The organism is Neisseriaceae bacterium (assembly GCA_016864895.1).
GTDB lineage: Bacteria > Pseudomonadota > Gammaproteobacteria > Burkholderiales > Neisseriaceae > QFNR01.
Window position 1 is genome coordinate 881,312 of record CP046107.1, and the last position, 19,209, is coordinate 900,520.

Below are 19,209 nucleotides of genomic sequence, written 5' to 3' on the forward strand. Positions count from 1 at the left end.
TTACTTCCTCAATATGTATTTTCTTACTGCTGCATTATGTTCTGATAAAGATTTACTAAAATAGCTTTTACCAGAACCGTCTTGTTTGGATATAAAATATAAATACTTCTCATCCGCAGGATGAGCCGCCGCATACAAAGAAGCTCGTGAAGGCATCGCTATCGGACTTGGCGGTAACCCTTTTCTAGTATAGGTATTATAAGGATTATCATGATATAAATCTTTTTTTCTTATTTTACCCTGATAATCATCTCCCATTGCATAAATAACACTAGGATCGGTTTGCAGTCGCATCCCTTTGTTAAGACGATTAACAAAAACAGCTGACACTAATGCCCTATCCTCTATATCCCCAGTTTCTTTCTCGATAATGCTAGCCATTATTAATAATTCATATGGCGTTTGATAAGGCAATCCTTCTTGTCTCTCATCCCACTGCTTTCTCAATTCTTGCTGCATTAAAGAATATGCCATGCGATAAATATCTTTATCTTCCACTCCTTGATAAAAATAAAAACTATCAGGCAATAGTAAGCCTTCTACTTTTTTATAATTCGAACTTGGATCCAAAAATGATAAAAGTTGTTGTTCCGTCCAATTTTTAGTTAAGTGTCTAATTTGATTATTATTATCAAGATAATTCTTAATTTTCTGATAGTTCCAACCCTCAACAAAAGTAATCATTATTTTTTTGGGCTCATTCTTGATAATGTTAACAATATTCCATATAGAGGCAGGATTTTTAATATAGAAAAAACCAGGCTTAATTTTTGAATTAAGATGAGTTATTTTTGCTAAAAAAATAAATCCCTTACGATTATAAATAATTCCCTCTTTATTTAACCTTGTTGCCACAGAAGAGATACTATCACCTTTATTAATCACCAATAAATATTCATTCTGGTGAATATCTTTAGGATAAAATAATAGCAGAACGATGGATATCAACAGTACTATAAAAAATGACAGAGCCATCAATCCTGTAACTAATAATTTTCTTTTATCTATTTTCATAAAATGTAATTTCTATTACCTCTGTAATTGATCTAATTGTTCTTGAATATCCCTGATATGGTTTAATAAAGAATTCAATTCTATTTTATCTTTTTCTACCAAGTGCTTGGGTGCCTTTTCCTGATACCCTGGTTTACTGAGTTTATTCTCTATCTTCTCACGAGCCTTAGTCAATTTTACAATCTCCTGATTCAAGCGTTGTGTTTCAGCCGCTTTATCAATCTCCACTTTTAGAATAAACTTTATATCCCCTGCTATCATTCCTACCGGTAACTCAAGATGCTCAGGTAATTGTTGTAAAAGCTCGACTTGGCTTAATCTTGCTATCATTGGTAAGTAGGGAATAATATTTTTTAACTGTGATGCTTTATCCTCTATCAATAAAGGTGGTTTTACACCTGTTTTTAGACCCATTGCTACTTTTAAATTACGAATACTATTGACTAATTCCTTTAAAAGCGCCATCTTACGCACACAGTCAAGATCAACATTCTCTTGGTGAAAAAGTGGCCAAGAAGAGATTATGATACTGTCCTGCTGTTTAGCACTTGTTAATGGTGCAATGCTTTGCCATATTTCTTCCGTAATAAAAGGCATAATAGGATGTAGTAGTCTTAAAGCAACCTCCAGTACTTCAAGCAACACCTTTCGGGTGGTTATTTGAACAACCTCTCGTTCATCTCTTAATTGGACTTTTGTTAACTCAAGATACCAGTCACAATACTCATTCCATAAAAATTCATATAAAATTTTCGCAACAAGATCAATCCTATATGTCTCAAATGCTTGTGTTACTGCTATCTTGACCTCTTCCAACCTCCCTAATATCCATTGATCCACAAAGGAATATTCAAAATTTGTATCCTTTTTCTGTCCACAATCTTGATTCTCAACATTCATTAAAACAAATCTTGCTGCATTCCAAATTTTGTTACAAAAATTCCGGTATCCTTCACAACGTTTTAAATCAAAGTTAACAGATCGACCTAAACTAGCATAACTGGCCATGGTATAACGCAATGCATCCGCACCATATGCCTCTATATGGTTTGGAAATAACTTTTGAGTTGCTTTCTTAATATCTTCTGCTTTTTCTGGTTGTCTAAGTCCGGTTGTTCTTTTCCTTAACAAGTCTTGTAAGCTAACGCCTTCGATAATATCAACAGGATCAATCACATTACCCTCTGATTTAGACATTTTTTTACCTTCATGATCTCTCACAATGCCATGGATATAAACCTTACGAAAAGGTATCTTACCTGTAAAATGGGTTGTCATCATAATCATTCTTGCCACCCAAAAGAAAATGATTTCATGACCAGTGACTAATACAGTACTAGGCAAAAAGACTTCCATTTCATCATTATCCTCAGGCCACCCTAAAGCAGCAAAAGGAACCAAAGCTGATGAGAACCAAGTATCTAAAACATCTTCATCTCTCTTAATATTTTTAGTCCCTGCTTGTAACATTGCCTCATCTTGACTTCTGGCAACAAAAATATTGCCATCTTCATCATACCATGCAGGAATCTGATGCCCCCACCACAACTGTCTAGAAATACACCAGTCTTGTAATTCCTTCATCCACTGATTATAGGTATTAACCCAATTTTCAGGAATGAAAGAGACTTCTTTTGAATCAACAGCTCGTCTTGCTTGATCTCCCAAAGATAAAAAAGAATCAGAATTGTGAGGTATTTTATCCATAGATACAAACCACTGATCTGTTAACATAGGCTCTATCACAGTCCCTGTTCTATCACCTCTCGGGATCATTAAAGTATGAGGTTTCGTGTTCACTAATAATTGTTTATCTGATAATTCCTCAACTATTTTTTTTCTCGCCTCAAATCGATCTAAATTATGAAATTGTTCTGGTAAAACAATTGAACCTACTTGAATGTTGGTATCATAAGAATAAATTTCAGCCTCCCGAAGAACATTGGCCTGTAAATCAAAAATATTGATTAATGGCATTTGATTTCTCTGCCCTACTAAATAGTCATTAAAATCATGAGCTGGTGTTATTTTAACGCAACCAGTACCAAAATCTTTGTCTACATATTCATCAGCAATAACGGGCACTGTTCTCCCCGTTAAAGGTATTATCACCTCCTTACCTATCCATTTCTGATACCTTTCATCTTCTGGATGAACTGCTATCGCCACATCACCTAAAAGAGTTTCAGGCCGAGTTGTGGCAATCACTAAAAATTCATCAGGGTTATCTTTTAGTAAATATTTAATACTCCACATAAAGCCCTGCTCTTCAACATTCTCAACCTCCAGATCTGAGATAGCAGTTTTCAACACAGGATCCCAATTAACCAACCTTTTGCCTCTATAAATTAACCCCTGCTCATAAAGACGAACAAATGCCTCTGTCACTATTTTGGCTCGAGTATCATCCATGGTAAAATACTCTCGTGTCCAGTCAGCAGAACAACCTAACTTCTTCATTTGTTCTTTCATGGTTCCACCAGAGTTATTTTTCCAGTCCCACACTCTATCTAAAAATGCTTCCCTTCCTAAGTCATAGCGTGTCATACCTTCACTGGCTAACTGTCTCTCAACCACTATTTGAGTGGCTATACCTGAATGATCCAAGCCAGGTATCCAACAAACATTCTCACCCTTCATACGATGAAAACGCACCAAAGCATCCATAATAGTTTGATTGAATGCATGCCCCATATGCAATACTCCAGTTACATTAGGTGGCGGGAGCAGGATAGAAAAGGGAGTGTCTTGCCTATTCATACTGGGTTGAAAGTATCCATTTTTTTCCCACCGTGCATACCATTTCATTTCAATTGAAAGAGGTTCGTATTTCGTCGATTCCATAAATATTGTTTCTTCTGAAGTTATTTTAATGTACTGCCGTAAGATTATATTGTACTACGGTTATGATTGTAATGTTTGTCTCTTTGATCTCATTTAAGATACAATAAGGATTTTTAGATTATATGAATTATTCTATTATTGTTTCCTGTCCAAGAGGTTTAGAGGCAAAGCTTCAAGAAGAAATATTCGCGATAACCTGTCAAAATGCAACGGCTAAAAAAGGCCATGTTAGTTTAAAAGGTAATTGGAAAGATATTTATCTGATTAATTTACATTCTAGACTTGCCTCCCGAGTATTAATCAAAATCACACAAGGTCACATCACTTCAGAAAATGACTTATATGAATTAGCTACGCAAATTAATTGGCCCGATTATTTTAGCCACGATAAGACATTTAGGGTAAGGACTGAAGGAAATGCTAATTGGTGTCGACGCTTCGATATCTTAGCTTTAAAAGTTAAAGATGCTATTTGCGATGTATTCATAAAGCAATACAATATTAGACCAAATGTAGATAAATCTAATCCTGATATTAGAGTTTCTGCATATGTTAATCAGAATACTGCGGTCATATATCTAGATACTAGTGGAGAAGCTCTATTTAAGCGAGGATGGAGACAAAAAACTGATTGTGCACCTATTAGAGAAAACTTAGCAGCTGGATTATTAAAATTAGCCAATTATAATGGAAAACAAGCCTTCATTGACCCTATGTGTGGTAGTGGCACAATTGCGATTGAAGCCGCCATGATAGCATCTAGTACCCCTCCAGGGTTAAACCGAGTATTTGCTTTTCAAAATCTTAACAATTTTGATTCTCAATTATGGAAAAATTTACGAGCACAAGCAAAAAGCAATATTCATCCTCCTACCTTTCAAATATATGCATCAGATAATCAACCCAATACTATTAAAAAAGCTGTCAATAATGCAATACATGCTAACTTAATTGACTACATACAGTTCGATTGTATCCCTTTTAAACAAATTCGTATCAGAGATAAACAAGGACTACTTTTAACTAATCCTCCTTATGGACAAAGACTGTCAGAGTTAGAAAAAATACAAGTTCAATATGCAGAGTGGTCAAAGATTTTAAAACTCAACTTAGATACTTGGACGACAGGCTTTATTACTCCGGATTTCGAATTCCCTAAAAAATTACGTTTGTCCCCAAAACAAAAAATCCCGGTCTATAATGGTCAAATAGAGTGTCGTTTATATCTATTTGATATCGTTGCTGGCTCCAACAGAAAAAAATAACGCACAGTATTCTGCTTGAGTAAATTAAAAAAATAAAATAATTCTAGACAGAAAATTAGGAAAAACTCTAAAAAAATTCAAGAAAATAAGCTTAAATAATACTTATGCATGTTTAAAACTTGTTTTGCCAAGTAGCATTGATCCTGATTATTCACAATAACATCATCAGCTAGTAATAATCTCTCTGTCCTAGATATTTGAGCATCGATAATTCTCTTAACATCTTCATAGGTTAAATGATCTCTTTGTATCACTCTATGTACTTGTATATTTTGATCTACATCTACCACCAATACTCTTTCTGTAATACCATTGTAGATACTGTTTTTATCAAAAACGGGAACAACTACTAGTCCATAAATATGATCTATTTTCTTTTGCAACTGAATGGTTTGATTAAAAATAATAGGGTGTAAAATGTTCTCCAACTTCTCTTTAGCCAAAGGGTCTTGAAAAATTTTATCTCTCATCCAATCTCTATCTAAAGCATTATTTTGATCAATAGCTTCATGACCAAATGATAGTCTGATTTCATCAATAGCCAATCCATTTACTTGGGTTAACTCTCGACAAATCACATCCGTATCTATAACTGGTATACCTTGTTGTTGAAAAAAATTTGTTACAGTTGTTTTCCCACTTCCAATACCACCTGTAATTAATACCCAATGTCCCATGATCTCTAATACCTTAAATTAATGCTGAGCCATGATGAAATTTCCGGATAAAAAATAAATAAAATTAATCCAGAAATAGCAATAGCAGGCCCAAAAGGCATTTCCTGGTTCTTTCCAATTTTAAATACTAGAGCAAAAATCAAACCACTAATAGAAGCAAACAACAATAAGAATGGTAAGTTTACAATACCTAACCATGCACCAATGGCTGCAAAAAGCTTAAAATCACCATAGCCTACCCCTTCCTTTGCTGTCAGGAATTTAAAAATTTGGAATACTATCCAAAATAATAAATAGCCGACCAATGCCCCCAACACCGCAAATTCTAAACTCACTTCATACACTTTAAATAAATTAAATAATAAACCTAACCATAGTAATGGGATTGTAATGATATCTGGCAATAATTTAGTTCGAAAGTCAATAAATGTTAATGCAATAAGAGCAGAAGAAAATACTACCCCCCCCAATAAAGCATAGCTCAAACCAAATCTATAATAAAGTAAAGTAAAAATAACACCAGTTATCAATTCAACTATTAAGTATTGCAAGCTAATTTTATGATGACAATATCGACACCGCCCCACCTGCAACACATAGCTCACCACAGGAATATTTTCATAAAGCTTAAGCTTAGTGTGACAATGAGAGCAATGAGATTTTGGAAAAAATAAATTAAACTTTTTTTGATCCTCCGCCACTGGCAAGTCTAAAAGTAATCTAGCCTGATTTTTCCAGTAACACTCCAGCATCAATGGTAATCTATAAATAACTACATTTAAAAAACTACCTACAATCAGACCTAAAATAAAAAAACATATTAAAAAAAGATAAATATCAACCATATAACTGTTCATCTTTAAAAAGCTGAGGCTAAATTAAATATTGGTAAATAAATAGCAATTAAAATAATGCCTACAATAATACCTAACACCACAATAATAACAGGTTCTAAAATAGACTCTAATGTACTAACCGTTGAACTAACTTCCTCATCGAAACAATCCGCAGCATTATTCATCATTTCTTCCAAAGTTCCTGCTTCTTCTCCTACCTCTGCTAATTGTATAAATAACGGCGGAAAAATCTCTTCCATACTACGTATACTACTAACTAGACTTTCTCCTTGGAGCACCTGTTGTTCTATTTGATAAGTCGCTTTCTGAAATATAATGTTTTTTGAACTCTCTGAAATTAACGCTAACGCCTCTGTCATGGGCATCCCAGAGCCATATAAACATACAAAAGTTCTTGCCCATCTTGAAGCTTCTGCTCTCTGGATAATATAACCGATAAGTGGCAATTGCAACGCTACCCTTGTAACTTTTTCTCTCAATTGTATATTATTCTTATAACGCCAAATAAAAGTAGTAATCAATAAAATAAGAATAATTAATACCAATAAGCCTCCCCAATGCATTATAAAATCAGACAAAGAAATAACTGCGGTGGTTATCCAAGGCAGGGCTGCGCCAGCATCATCATAGAACCCTTTAAAAATCGGTAAAATACAAATTAACATAAACAGAACCACAGAAATAGAAACACATATAACAACAGATGGATAAATAAGAGCCCTACGCACATTATTAATTAATTTGGCATTTTTTTCCCTTTGAGTTGCAATTCTATCTAATGAATCCTCCAATAACCCAGAAGACTCCCCTGCTCGCACTAACCCTAAATACAGGCCATCAAAATATTTAGGATACTTTGCCAATGCATTCGTCAATGATGATCCCTGTTCAATTTCATTTTTTATATCGAACACCATCATTGCCATATTACTATTAGTATTTCCACTAGCTATAATAACCAGTGCTTGAATTAAAGGTAATCCGGCTTTCAGCATAGAAGCAATTTGCCTAGTAAATACTGTAATATCTTTAGACCGAATCTTTTTTCTGTATCTGCTTGATCGCTTAATTTTACTAATTTTAATATTTTTATATCTCAACTGCCGACGAGCTTCTTTTTCATTAATTGCTTGTGCCTGCCCCCTTACTTCTTCATTAGTAATCTGATTAACACCTTCAAATTCATATAGTTTTGATCTAAAATTATTTTTAGACTTATTTTTTTGATGTAACTGTAAAGATTGCTGAGCCATAAATCATCGTACCTATTTATTCAAATTAATTAGAGATTGACATTACTTCATCCAATGATGTTATTCCTTGTTTTACCTTTTCCAATCCTGAACGCCTCAGGGTGACCATCCCTTCATCTAAAGCAATTTGCAAAATGTATGACTCGTCTTTACCTGCCAAAATTGCTTTTTGTATTCTCTCTGAAACAGGCATAACCTCAAAAACACCCACCCTACCTCGATATCCAGTACCTTTACAATTCTTACAACCAACTGACTCATAAATTCTCCAATCTTCCTTTAAATCCTCAGGTGTGAATTTTAATTGATACAGTATCTCCTCTGGCATTTTTTTAGCTGGTTTCTTACAATCTGGACAAAGCTTTCGAACCAATCTTTGAGCTATAATTAAAAGTACAGAACTAGACACATTAAAAGCTTGAACCCCCATATTGCTCAAACGAGTTACAGATGCGGGTGCACTATTAGTATGCAATGTTGAAAAGACTAAATGTCCTGTCTGAGAGGCTTTCAGTGCAATATCTGCTGTTTCTAAATCTCTAATTTCTCCTACCATAATAATATCTGGATCCTGACGTAAAAAAGACCTTAGAGCTCTAGCAAAATCCAATCCTTGTTTTTCATTCATACTAACTTGGTTAGCACCCGGCAAATTAATCTCAACAGGATCTTCAACTGTCAAAATATTAACTTCAGGTGTATTTAAAATATTCAAACAGTTATAAAGTGTCACAGTCTTACCAGAACCAGTAGGACCTGTAACCAAAATCATGCCATAAGGTCTATAAATGGCTTCTAGCAAAATATTTTGTTCATACTCGCTCATCCCTAAATCCTTGAGCTCGATAAAACCAACTGTATTATCTAAAATACGAATAACAATTTTTTCTCCAAACAACGTTGGTAAAGTACTCACCCGAAAATCAATAGTCTTTTTACGGTCAATTTTTAATTTCATACCACCATCTTGTGGTACCCTCTTTTCCGAAATATCAAGCTTTGCCATTACCTTGATTCTAGAAGAGATCTTATCTTTTGTGACTAATGGGGGTTGAACAATTTCTTTTAAAACACCATCCATTCTAAATCGAATACGTGCATAGTATTCATAAAATTCAAAGTGGATATCAGAAGCCCTACTGAATACAGCATCATAAATAATTTTATTGACAAACTTAGCAATAGGCCCATCCTCACTCATTCCATCATCATTCATCATTTTAACAGGATTAAAGATTTGATCTTTTTGTAACTCTTCAAACATGCTTGTAGATTCTCGTCTAATAATTTCAAAAACGGAATCTAAAATATCATCTTCTACCAGAATATATTCAAGAGTATACGCTGTATTGAAAAATAATTTTCTATAGGACGACTCCAAAGTAGGATCTGAGACTGCTAAAAATAATTTATTACCTCGCTTAAAAATTGGCAAGATCCTATAATCATATAAATCTTCTTCTGAGGCAAGACCACTAACATAATGATGAGTATCATAAACGGATAAATCAAAAACTGGGTAACCATAAATTTCTGATAAAATTCTAGCTAATTCCCTAGGTGATATCACATCAAAATCAAATAAATAGGAAATTAAACTATTAGCTTGATTCCCTACATCTCGAATATCTGACTTATATGTATTCAAAACCAGGTTATATTTCTCATCAGAAATATAATTATTCCTTTTTAAAATATTTAATAGACCTAAACTCATTTCCATCCCTAGCAATCATCAATCTAACCTGCTAATTATACGCTAATACCATAATTTTTTTATTGTAAATATCACAATCTTATATTCAGATATTAATAATAAAAAAAGAGAGTTGTCACCAACTCTCTTTTCCTAAATTTATGTACTCCAAATTAAATTTAGAACTTGTGACGTAAGCCCAAACCAAATGAATAAGATTCTTGTCTTTCTTCATCACGTTTGTACTTCTTACTGTCTTCGTCTCTTGCAACATCAGTTACTTGATCTCTAATCTCAACCCAAGACTTAGGCTTATTAGACCAGTAACCCAAACTAGCCAAAACTGCTGTACGCTTACTTAAGTTATAATCAACACCGACAATAGCTTGGCTATATTTGTTTTTAGAAGGATCTTTAACATGGCGTTCTTTTTCCTCACCGTAAGCATACGAAATACGAGGTACAATATTACCAAGATTATAAGCAAACGTTATAGCACCTTGACTAGATCCCCAATTACTACACAAGGCATCACAAGAAATACCTACACTTTCCAAAGAATCTTTCAGACTAGCAGAATCTTTAGAATTAAGGTTTCTAGAATCTCTATACCCTAAGCCAGCAAATAGAGTACCATTGTCGTACCCAATATCTAAACCATGAACTTCACCATTTAATCTACCATCTCGACCGATTGCATTGGCTGCACCACGGACATTTTTATAACCATAGTTAAAGAACCAACCGTAGTTTTCATAACCCAAACCTACGGCCAAAACATCTTTACTTAAAGCATCTTTACCATCACTGGATTGATTGTCTTTAGGTGAATACAATACATTTAAAGACAGACCACTCCAATTTGGAGAGTCGTAACGAACCCCAGTGTAACGACTACCATAACGACTGAAACTTTCCAAAGTTCTAATTCCGTTACCTGTCCAAGGGTCTAATTTACCCATAGACTTAAATGTATCTGACAAATAACCAGCACGCAAAGTACCAAAACTACCAGCCAAACCAATAAAGCTATCACGAGTAGCCCAATGGCCAGCGTTTGAGCCACCACCTAAAGAAACAGATTGCTCAATTTGCCAAATAGCTTTCAAGCCACTTCCTAAATCTTCTTCTCCTTTAAAACCAATGTAAGAGCCCCAGTCACTAATAACGCTTGTAGCTTTATCACTGCGATCTGCCTTGTTATATTCCACGCCACCCTTAACTGAACCATACAGTGTTACGTCTGCAACTGCCGCTAAAGACGCTGTCGATAAAGCTAAAGTAATTAATGTTTTTTTCATATCTATCATATCTACCACTCCATTTTAGTTCTTATTTATAATAATCTAGCTCTAAACTCCGTAACGAATATCTAAAGCCATTTTAATACCTAGTTTTTTGTAAGTCTAACACATTTTAGACGTTTTAGTGCATTTCAAGCAATATATCAACACTATTCAAGCATTTTCTGTGTTTAAATAACAACAAAATAATCAAAAAACAAGCTTAAAGCCAAACTAAACTTTGGTATCAAAATACTCGTACCCAATTAAGTCCAGTCTAACAGCTCTGGTTTCCCCATTTTGTTCCCAAGAAATCAATCATCGAAACGAGCATATAATAACATAAATAGTAGTCAATAGCTTTGTGGATTATCAAATATAAAATTTCTCTTAATACAAAAATTAAGTCCCAACCAACATGATTGGTGGCAGAAAACAAATTAAATCATAATAAAAATAAAAGATTATTATAATATATTTATTTTCAATAAGTTAATCATAAAAATATTTTTTGGTTTTATTGTTTTGAGTGATACAAACCTGTTGCTTTAAAAATACACTTTTAATCAAGTAAATTGCATAACTCTTTACTAAGTTAGATAATCTAGTTAACAAACTATCTTCCTTTGTCAATAACATTTAGGTATAATTTCATGCCGGCAAAATTCTTTAAGGGTCGAAATTATTGTACGTTTATTTACTGATGGAGTCATAAGCGTTAGCTTGTAGTTTCTGGAAGTATTCTAATTTCTTTACAATAGATCCCCCCAATAGAAATCTCGTTACCTAAACTATGTATATAAAAGGATGTTCAAATGACGGCTCAAAAAAAAGTGGTGAAAAAATTTCACTAAAAACAAGTACGCTAGTGTGATATATGGGGTTCGGTGAGTCATTGTGTCAAGCTTCGCCTACATGTGTAAATAAATGAGTAACCCACTACTGCTATGATAGCTGTAAAAAATTTTACTAGGCATATATCTAGGGGGGATCAATCAATGATTGACATTTTTAAAAATTATGTCATTAATTAATTCAATAAATGGCAATAATGAAGTTTTGACCCAGTCAAGGAGAGTATTATTCAAACCACCAAATATAATTAATCACCCTTAATGCTAACACCACTAATCAAAATGCATCATAATCCACAGTCTAGTAATACACCATTAAAGGGCAACTTACAGTAACATATTTTAGGAGAGTTTATAAATTTGAAACAGCGTATTGGTTTATTTGGAGGCACTTTTAACCCCATTCACAATTGTCATATCCTAATAGCCGAAATTTTCATTCATGAAATGGGGTTGGATTTGCTTATTGTGATTCCATCCGGGTACTCTTACCATAAAGAAAATAATAATAAAAATATTGAAAATAACCATCGCTACAACATGTGCCAATTAGCTTTTTCAGCCTATACAAAAATCAAAATTTCAAATATTGATATTCAGAGAAGTGGTAACACATATACTTATGAGACTATTAAAATTCTTAGAGATTTTTATCCAGAAAGTGAATTTTGGTGGTTGTTAGGTAGTGATTCTTTCTTAGAACTAGATAGTTGGTATCGCTACGAATACCTGATTCAGATGACTTCTTTTGCTATTGCATTAAGATCACCAAATACAGAGAAAGACATTGTAAAAAAAAATAATACCTTTATCACTCCCGCCAATATCAAAATTTTAAATATTCCTAAGTGTCCCACTAGTTCAACAAAGATCAGGGAAGGAATTAAAAATAAAGCCATAAATCCCCAATGGCTACCCAAAGAAGTTGAAAAATACATAAGAGAAAATAAACTATATGTTTAATGATTTAATGAAAGGTAACAGATTCATGACCACAAATGAAGAACGTCTTGATAATATGGTAACAATAGCCGTTAATGCTTTAGAAGATGTTAAAGCAAAAGATATTGTAGTACTAGATGTCCATCAACACACCACTCTTTTTTCACGTATTATCGTAGCAACAGGAGATAGCTCAAGACAAGTAAGAGCACTGGGACGCAATGTAGAGGAAGAGTTGAAATCTTCTGGCTATGAAATCTTGAGTGTAGAAGGTTTACAAAATAACGAATGGATTTTAGTTGATGCTGGAGAACTGATCATCCATACCATGCAACCTGACATCAGGAAATTCTATAGCATAGAGACCCTTTGGGGTGCTGAAAAACCAGAACAACTTGATGTTATGATTTCCAAAATTTATTAAAATATGAAAATAAATATACTCTCAGTCAATAATAAACTACCTAGCTGGCTTAATGATGGTTGCTCAGAATATTTGAAACGTTTTAGTGCAGATTTTAAGGTGACCCTCAAAGAAATAAAACCAGAAAGAAGAAACAATAATCAAAATATCAAACAAATACTATCGATAGAAGAAACAAGAATAAGGGAAAATATCCCTTTCGAATCGAAAGTTGTTATACTAGATGAAAAAGGTCAAGCACTTAGCACAATAGATTTTGCCAATTATCTATCAAAATGGCGAGATGAAGGTGTTAATCCTTGCTTTATTATTGGTAGTGCAGATGGGCTCAGCTCTAATTTAAAAAAAGATGGTTTTTTCAATATGCAACTTTCTCGCATGACGCTTCCCCATGGCTTAGCGAAAATAATACTGATAGAACAACTGTATCGGGCTGTAAGCATCATTCATCAACACCCTTACCATAGGTCTTAAAAAATACTTAATCTTTAAAGAGGCATTTTTATGGGCTTTAACTCCTATTACCAATTTCCTAATAATCGTTTACGCAGAATCCGTCAAAAATCTTTCAGTCGAAAACTCACTGCTGAAAATAATTTACAAACAAGTGACTTAATTTATCCTATGTTTGTACAAGAAGGAAAAGCCACAGCAACACCAGTAATCTCCATGCCTAACATATCGGTTTTCAGTTTAGATTTATTGGTTGATGAAGCAATACAATGCTACCAATTAGGGATTCCTGCAATTGCATTATTTCCTCATATTAAAACTGATAAGAAAAGTTTATTAGCTGAGGAGGCTTATAATCCAAAAGGATTAATTCCTGGAGCAATAAGAACATTAAAACGAGAAATTCCAGAATTAGGTATTATCACTGATATCGCCCTAGATCCCTATACTACTCACGGGCAAGACGGAATTATTGATGATGATAAACATATCTTAAATGATATGACAACTGAAATTTTGGTCAAACAAGCCCTATCCCATGCTGAAGCTGGTGTAGATATTGTAGCACCTAGTGACATGATGGATGGAAGAATTAGTGCAATCCGTCAAGCATTTGAGAAAAGTGGCTATAGCAATACGATGATTATGTCTTATGCAGCTAAATATGCCTCTTATTTTTATGCACCGTTTAGAGATGCAATTGGCTCTAGCAAAAATCTTAAATCAGATAAAAAAACATATCAAATGAATCCAGCCAATCAAGATGAAGCCTTACATGAAGTTGCTCTGGATTTAAAGGAAGGTGCCGATATGATTATGGTAAAGCCCGGATTACCTTATCTTGATATAGTACACCTGGTTAAAAATGAGTTTAAAATTCCAACTTTTGCTTACCAAGTATCTGGCGAATATGCCATGTTAACATCAGCTATGATGAATGGCTGGCTAGATGAGGAAAGCGTTTTCGAATCCTTATTGTGTTTCAAACGAGCGGGCGCTGATGGTATTTTGACTTATTTTGCCAAAGATATCGCTCATTGGTTAAACCAATAAACATTCAAATCTTATAGTGCCAAGGTACGAAAACATACTCCCTATTTCACTTAACACGCCGCCATCGAGTTCATATTTTAGCAATTAACTCAACACAAAAAATAGCTTATTTGCATAAAATAAATCATTTGAGTTTTTTTAAATATCCACTTAATACCAGAACTCAAACAACCCTCCTTGAATTACTGTACATTCAATAATGTACAATCAAAATAAACCAATTAATCTACTATGTGGCTCAATGGCCAAAAAATTAATCGATTAACACACAATAGATGCTACTATTCTGCTGAGAAATTAAAATCCAAAATCAGTATACTCAAAATCATTAAACACCGAGTAATATGTTCGGGAATAATCTATTGAATTAGATTAGTTTCTCGATAATCACCAAAATCATAACAATATAGTTGATTTTTTTTACAATTCTTAATTAAATACCAGTATTCTAAATTAAGTTTTTCAATAACTTTACAACATAAATATACCTTGGCAATTGATGATACAATAATTCATCATATAACACATACAAAGAATTAAGTAATGAGCGAGGAATTAGTCAGATTAAGTAAGCGTATGTCAGAACTTGGTATTTGCTCCAGAAGAGAAGCAGACGATTATATTAGTAAAGGATGGGTAAAAGTAAATGGACAGCCTGCTACTCTAGGAAAAAAAGTCACATCCCAAGATAAAATCGACCTTACAAAACAACTAAAAAAACAACAAAATAAAAAAATTACTGTACTATTACATAAACCGGTGGGCTATGTTAGTGCTCAACCTGAAAAAAATTATCGTTCTGTTCAAGAGTTGATCAATCCGAATAACTATTGGGCTCGAAATAATTCTCAAAATAAAATTTATCTTAGTCATATTAAAGGATTAGCACCAGCTGGTCGTTTAGATATTGACTCAACTGGTTTATTGATTCTCACTCAAGACGGTCGCATTGCTAAGCAAATCATCCATCATGAGAGTAATATCGAAAAAGAATATTTAGTACACGTATCAGGTAATTTAAACCATGAAGAATTGATGCTACTTAACCATGGTTTATCTCTAGATGGAGAGTTGTTATTGCCAGCAAAAGTCTCTTGGCTAAATAAAAATCAACTTAAATTCATCCTAACACAAGGTAAGAAAAGACAAATCCGTCGTATGTGTGAATTGGTAGGATTAAAAGTCCTTCAATTAAAGCGAGTAAGAATAGGCAACATACGATTAGCTAATTTACCCTTAGGCAAATGGCGTATCCTAAGAGAAGATGAATGGTTTTAAATCAAGAATTACATACTCAATTGACTCAATCCTGGTAACTCCTTAAAACTTCGTTCTTTAATAATTTTAGAAAACTCTGATAAGTATTTTTTTGTAGTATCATTTTGACGAATGGCTAAATACAATTCACTACTTAGGCCTTGCTGTCCAATAGGTTTAGAAATCACATAATCTTTCTCCAAATAAGGTAAAACAGCCCAATAAGGCAATGCCGCTACACCACGACCACTGGCAACCAACTGTACTATAGCAATAGTCAATTCACTATATCTTCGATGAGGAAAAATATTTTCAGGCACCAATACCTTTCGAATTAGATCCAACATATCATCTTCTACTGGGTATGTAATTAATGTTTCATCTTTGAAATCCTTAGCTTCCAAAAAAGGTTTTTCTGCCAAATAATGATTTTTTGCTAAAATTGCTACCATTTCATAAGCAAATAAAGGATTGTAATGAATGTCTATGTTGGGTTCTGGCCTAGAAAGAATAGCTACATCTGCTCGATTTGACAACAATAATCCGACTGGATCAGTTTGAAAGCCTGACACAATATCTAACTCAACATTAGGCCAATAGCTTTTAAAATCGTCCATCGCTGGAATTAACCAGTCGTAACACGTGTGACACTCAACTGCAATTCTCATCTCTCCCGTATCTTGAGTTTTTTGATGGCTTAATTCTTTTTCTAACGCATTGATCATCGGTAAGAATTCATCTGCTAATTTCAATAGTTTATGGCCGAACTGATTCAATTGTATTGGTTGTTTTTTCCGTTCAAATAAAGGTAAATCAAAATAGTTTTCTAACGCTTTGATCTGATGAGATAGTGCTGATTGTGTTGTGAAAAGCCTTTGGGCGGCTCGAGTTAAACTACCTGTTTCATGAATCGCTTTAATTGTTTTTAAATGTTTAATTTCTAATTTAGATCCCATTATGAATTTTTTTCATATCTTATGTTAAAATTATGAATTTGCATCATAATTGATTTTAGATCATCATAGCAATATCTAATCGTTAAATTTCATTAATGGAGTCACTATGAACACAACCCATATTACCGGCTTCCCTAGAGTAGGTGCCAAAAGAGAATTAAAATTTAGTCTTGAAAAATTTTGGAAAGGTGATATTCCTGAAACAGAAGTTTTTCAAGTAGCAAAAGAAATTCGACGAAAAAACAGGGCATTACAAAAACAAGCTAAAATCGATCTTATCCCTGTAGGTGATTTCAGCTATTACGATCATGTGTTGGATGCGCAAATACTAGTAGGTGCTATTCCTGAACGTTTTGGCTTTGATGTGACACAACTAAATCTGCAACAATATTCAGAATTGGCAAGAGGAAATAAATCTCAACCTGCCATTGAAATGACTAAATGGTTCGATACAAATTATCACTATCTTGTTCCAGAATGGAAATCCGACACACAGTTTCAACCTGTGACTACTGAACTTATTCGTCAGATTAGAGAGGCTAAAGAAGAAGGTTATGAATTTAAGCCAACTATTATTGGTCCATTATCCTTGCTTTGGCTAGGTAAAGCAAAAGGAGAAGTATTTGATCGTTTAACTTTGTTACCTAAACTAATTGACACTTATGAACAAATCTTAAGAGAGTTAATTAATGAAGGTACTTCCTGGATACATATTGACGAACCAATTTTAGCTGTAGACCTAGAAGATAGCTGGATTCAAGCATTTGAGCCTACCTATAAAGCATTGGCTAATACCTCTACCAAAATCATTATTGGTACTTACTTTGACTCCGTTGCAGAACATGTTGATTTATTAAAATCCCTACCTATTCATGGTTTACATATTGACCTAATTAGAGCACCTGAACAAATTAATGTATTTTTAAATAACTGGCCAAGTAATAAGATTCTATCTCTTGGTATCATTGATGGCAGGAATATTTGGAAAGCTGATTTATCCAAAATCTATAATTTTTTGAAACCCATTCAAGAAAAACTGGGCAATCAATTGTGGATTTCAACAAGTTGTTCCTTATTACACACACCACAAGATTTATCAGTTGAAGAAAAGCTAGATGTTGAATTAAAAGAATGGTTAGCTTTTAGTGTACAGAAAGTACAAGAACTGGGGATTCTCAAACAAGCTCTAGCTCACGGGAAAGAAGCTGTAAAAACAGTATTTGAACAATATGATAAAGCTGCAAACAGTAGAAAAAATAGCAAATATATTCATAAACAAGAAGTTAAATCTAGGTTACAAAATTTAACACCTGATGCTGATAAAAGAAAAAGTCCATTTCTACAACGTTTTGAAGCTCAACAAAAAGTATTAAACATTCCTTTACTACCAACCACAACCATCGGTTCTTTCCCGCAAACTAAAGAAATTCGACAGACTAGAGCCAAGTTCAAACAAGGTGAATTATCACAAAAAGATTATGTGGCAGCCATGAAAAAAGAAATAGAATTTGTTGTGAGGGCACAGGAAAAATTAGACTTAGACGTTCTTGTGCATGGAGAACCTGAACGTAATGATATGGTTGAATATTTTGCTGAACAATTAGATGGTTATGCTTTCACTCAATTTGGCTGGGTACAAAGTTATGGTAGTCGCTGTGTTAAACCACCTATTATCTATGGTGATATCGTACGTCCAAAACCAATGACTGTGGAGTGGTCTAGTTATGCTCAAAGCTTAACTTCTCGTCCTATGAAAGGAATGCTTACAGGTCCTGTAACAATGTTGCAATGGAGTTTTGTTAGAAATGATATTGATCGCTCAGAAGTGGCCAAACAGATTGCACTTGCCTTAAATGATGAAGTACTAGATTTAGAAAGAGCAGGTATTAAAGTTATTCAAATTGATGAACCTGCCTACAGAGAAGGACTACCTTTAAAACGTAAAAACTGGGATACCTATTTAGATTGGGCAAGTCACTCGTTCAGGTTGTCATGTAGTCATGTTAAAAATGAAACACAAATTCACACACACATGTGCTATTCTGAATTTAACGATATTTTACCAGCCATTGCTGCAATGGATGCCGATGTTATTACTATTGAAACCTCACGTTCTGATATGGAATTATTAGATGCTTTTGTACAATTTGAATATCCAAATAACATTGGCCCTGGTGTTTATGATATCCATAGCCCCAGAGTTCCCACCAATAGTGAAATCCATCACCTCATTCAAAAAGCACTTGAAGTAATTCCTGCTAAACATTTGTGGATTAATCCTGACTGTGGTCTTAAAACCCGTAACTGGGAAGAAACCAATATTGCACTGAAAACCATGGTTGATGAAGCGAAAAAATTTAGAAATCAACTATAACAATCAG

Annotated in this window: 15 protein-coding genes; 7 read left to right on the forward strand and 8 right to left on the reverse strand. The window is 33.8% G+C overall.

What is annotated here, in order from left to right; all coding sequences use genetic code 11:
• Entirely contained in the window at nt 1-1,014 is a 1,014-nt protein-coding gene (gene mltG, locus GKC53_03775; protein QRN41258.1) for an endolytic transglycosylase MltG, read from the reverse strand.
• A 15-nt stretch (nt 1,015-1,029) separates the two neighbouring features.
• Entirely contained in the window at nt 1,030-3,858 is a 2,829-nt protein-coding gene (locus GKC53_03780; protein QRN41259.1) for a valine--tRNA ligase, read from the reverse strand.
• Nucleotides 3,859-3,980: 122 nt separating this feature from the next.
• Between GKC53_03780 and GKC53_03785 the strand changes: the two genes are divergently transcribed.
• Nucleotides 3,981-5,123, forward strand: a complete 1,143-nt coding sequence (locus tag GKC53_03785) for a class I SAM-dependent RNA methyltransferase (GenBank protein QRN41260.1) — start codon at nt 3,981-3,983, stop codon at nt 5,121-5,123.
• A gap of 77 nt (nt 5,124-5,200) precedes the next feature.
• Here GKC53_03785 and GKC53_03790 read toward each other — a convergent pair whose 3' ends face one another.
• The 5 genes from GKC53_03790 to GKC53_03810 all read right to left on the reverse strand — a co-directional run bounded on the left by GKC53_03790 (nt 5,201) and on the right by GKC53_03810 (nt 10,916).
• A complete protein-coding gene (locus tag GKC53_03790) occupies nt 5,201-5,800 on the reverse strand; it encodes a dephospho-CoA kinase (protein ID QRN41261.1) in 600 nt (199 codons plus the stop codon).
• Nucleotides 5,801-5,805: 5 nt separating this feature from the next.
• Nucleotides 5,806-6,645 (reverse strand): prepilin peptidase, encoded by an 840-nt coding sequence (locus GKC53_03795; protein ID QRN41262.1) that lies wholly within the window; start codon nt 6,643-6,645, stop codon nt 5,806-5,808.
• 14 nt (nt 6,646-6,659) lie between these two features.
• The gene (locus tag GKC53_03800) at nt 6,660-7,910 is read right to left on the reverse strand and encodes a type II secretion system F family protein (GenBank protein QRN41263.1); all 1,251 of its coding nucleotides are present in this window, start codon (nt 7,908-7,910) and stop codon (nt 6,660-6,662) included.
• A gap of 25 nt (nt 7,911-7,935) precedes the next feature.
• The gene (pilB, locus tag GKC53_03805; protein QRN41264.1) at nt 7,936-9,627 is read right to left on the reverse strand and encodes a type IV-A pilus assembly ATPase PilB; all 1,692 of its coding nucleotides are present in this window, start codon (nt 9,625-9,627) and stop codon (nt 7,936-7,938) included.
• Nucleotides 9,628-9,785: 158 nt separating this feature from the next.
• On the reverse strand, nt 9,786-10,916 hold the full coding sequence (locus GKC53_03810) for a porin (protein ID QRN41265.1): 1,131 nt from the start codon (nt 10,914-10,916) through the stop codon (nt 9,786-9,788).
• A 1,166-nt stretch (nt 10,917-12,082) separates the two neighbouring features.
• On the opposite strand from GKC53_03810, the gene nadD reads away from it, so the two are divergent.
• The 5 genes from nadD (at nt 12,083) to GKC53_03835 (ending at nt 15,893) form a co-directional block, all read left to right on the forward strand.
• Nucleotides 12,083-12,706 (forward strand): nicotinate (nicotinamide) nucleotide adenylyltransferase, encoded by a 624-nt coding sequence (gene nadD / locus GKC53_03815; GenBank protein QRN41266.1) that lies wholly within the window; start codon nt 12,083-12,085, stop codon nt 12,704-12,706.
• A gap of 25 nt (nt 12,707-12,731) precedes the next feature.
• Entirely contained in the window at nt 12,732-13,109 is a 378-nt protein-coding gene (rsfS, locus tag GKC53_03820; GenBank protein QRN41267.1) for a ribosome silencing factor, read from the forward strand.
• Between the two features lie 3 nt (nt 13,110-13,112).
• Nucleotides 13,113-13,583 (forward strand): 23S rRNA (pseudouridine(1915)-N(3))-methyltransferase RlmH, encoded by a 471-nt coding sequence (gene rlmH / locus GKC53_03825; protein QRN41268.1) that lies wholly within the window; start codon nt 13,113-13,115, stop codon nt 13,581-13,583.
• A gap of 30 nt (nt 13,584-13,613) precedes the next feature.
• A complete protein-coding gene (gene hemB, locus GKC53_03830) occupies nt 13,614-14,615 on the forward strand; it encodes a porphobilinogen synthase (protein QRN41269.1) in 1,002 nt (333 codons plus the stop codon).
• A gap of 543 nt (nt 14,616-15,158) precedes the next feature.
• Nucleotides 15,159-15,893, forward strand: a complete 735-nt coding sequence (locus GKC53_03835) for a pseudouridine synthase (protein QRN41270.1) — start codon at nt 15,159-15,161, stop codon at nt 15,891-15,893.
• Nucleotides 15,894-15,901: 8 nt separating this feature from the next.
• Here the strand turns inward: GKC53_03835 and GKC53_03840 are convergent, their stop codons facing one another.
• A complete protein-coding gene (locus tag GKC53_03840) occupies nt 15,902-16,828 on the reverse strand; it encodes a LysR family transcriptional regulator (GenBank protein ID QRN41271.1) in 927 nt (308 codons plus the stop codon).
• 106 nt (nt 16,829-16,934) lie between these two features.
• Between GKC53_03840 and metE the strand changes: the two genes are divergently transcribed.
• Nucleotides 16,935-19,202, forward strand: a complete 2,268-nt coding sequence (gene metE, locus GKC53_03845; protein QRN41272.1) for a 5-methyltetrahydropteroyltriglutamate--homocysteine S-methyltransferase — start codon at nt 16,935-16,937, stop codon at nt 19,200-19,202.
• Nucleotides 19,203-19,209 lie beyond the last annotated feature (7 nt).

Bases quoted from the DNA above. Each gene is read 5' to 3' on its own strand.
- mltG (QRN41258.1), bottom strand. From the start codon at position 1,014: ATGAAAATAGATAAAAGAAAATTATTAGTTACAGGATTGATGGCTCTG.
- GKC53_03780 (QRN41259.1), bottom strand. From the start codon at position 3,858: ATGGAATCGACGAAATACGAACCTCTTTCAATTGAAATGAAATGGTAT.
- GKC53_03785 (QRN41260.1), top strand. From the start codon at position 3,981: ATGAATTATTCTATTATTGTTTCCTGTCCAAGAGGTTTAGAGGCAAAG.
- GKC53_03790 (QRN41261.1), bottom strand. From the start codon at position 5,800: ATGGGACATTGGGTATTAATTACAGGTGGTATTGGAAGTGGGAAAACA.
- GKC53_03795 (QRN41262.1), bottom strand. From the start codon at position 6,645: ATGGTTGATATTTATCTTTTTTTAATATGTTTTTTTATTTTAGGTCTG.
- GKC53_03800 (QRN41263.1), bottom strand. From the start codon at position 7,910: ATGGCTCAGCAATCTTTACAGTTACATCAAAAAAATAAGTCTAAAAAT.
- pilB (QRN41264.1), bottom strand. From the start codon at position 9,627: ATGAGTTTAGGTCTATTAAATATTTTAAAAAGGAATAATTATATTTCT.
- GKC53_03810 (QRN41265.1), bottom strand. From the start codon at position 10,916: ATGATAGATATGAAAAAAACATTAATTACTTTAGCTTTATCGACAGCG.
- rsfS (QRN41267.1), top strand. From the start codon at position 12,732: ATGACCACAAATGAAGAACGTCTTGATAATATGGTAACAATAGCCGTT.
- rlmH (QRN41268.1), top strand. From the start codon at position 13,113: ATGAAAATAAATATACTCTCAGTCAATAATAAACTACCTAGCTGGCTT.
- hemB (QRN41269.1), top strand. From the start codon at position 13,614: ATGGGCTTTAACTCCTATTACCAATTTCCTAATAATCGTTTACGCAGA.
- GKC53_03835 (QRN41270.1), top strand. From the start codon at position 15,159: ATGAGCGAGGAATTAGTCAGATTAAGTAAGCGTATGTCAGAACTTGGT.
- GKC53_03840 (QRN41271.1), bottom strand. From the start codon at position 16,828: ATGGGATCTAAATTAGAAATTAAACATTTAAAAACAATTAAAGCGATT.
- metE (QRN41272.1), top strand. From the start codon at position 16,935: ATGAACACAACCCATATTACCGGCTTCCCTAGAGTAGGTGCCAAAAGA.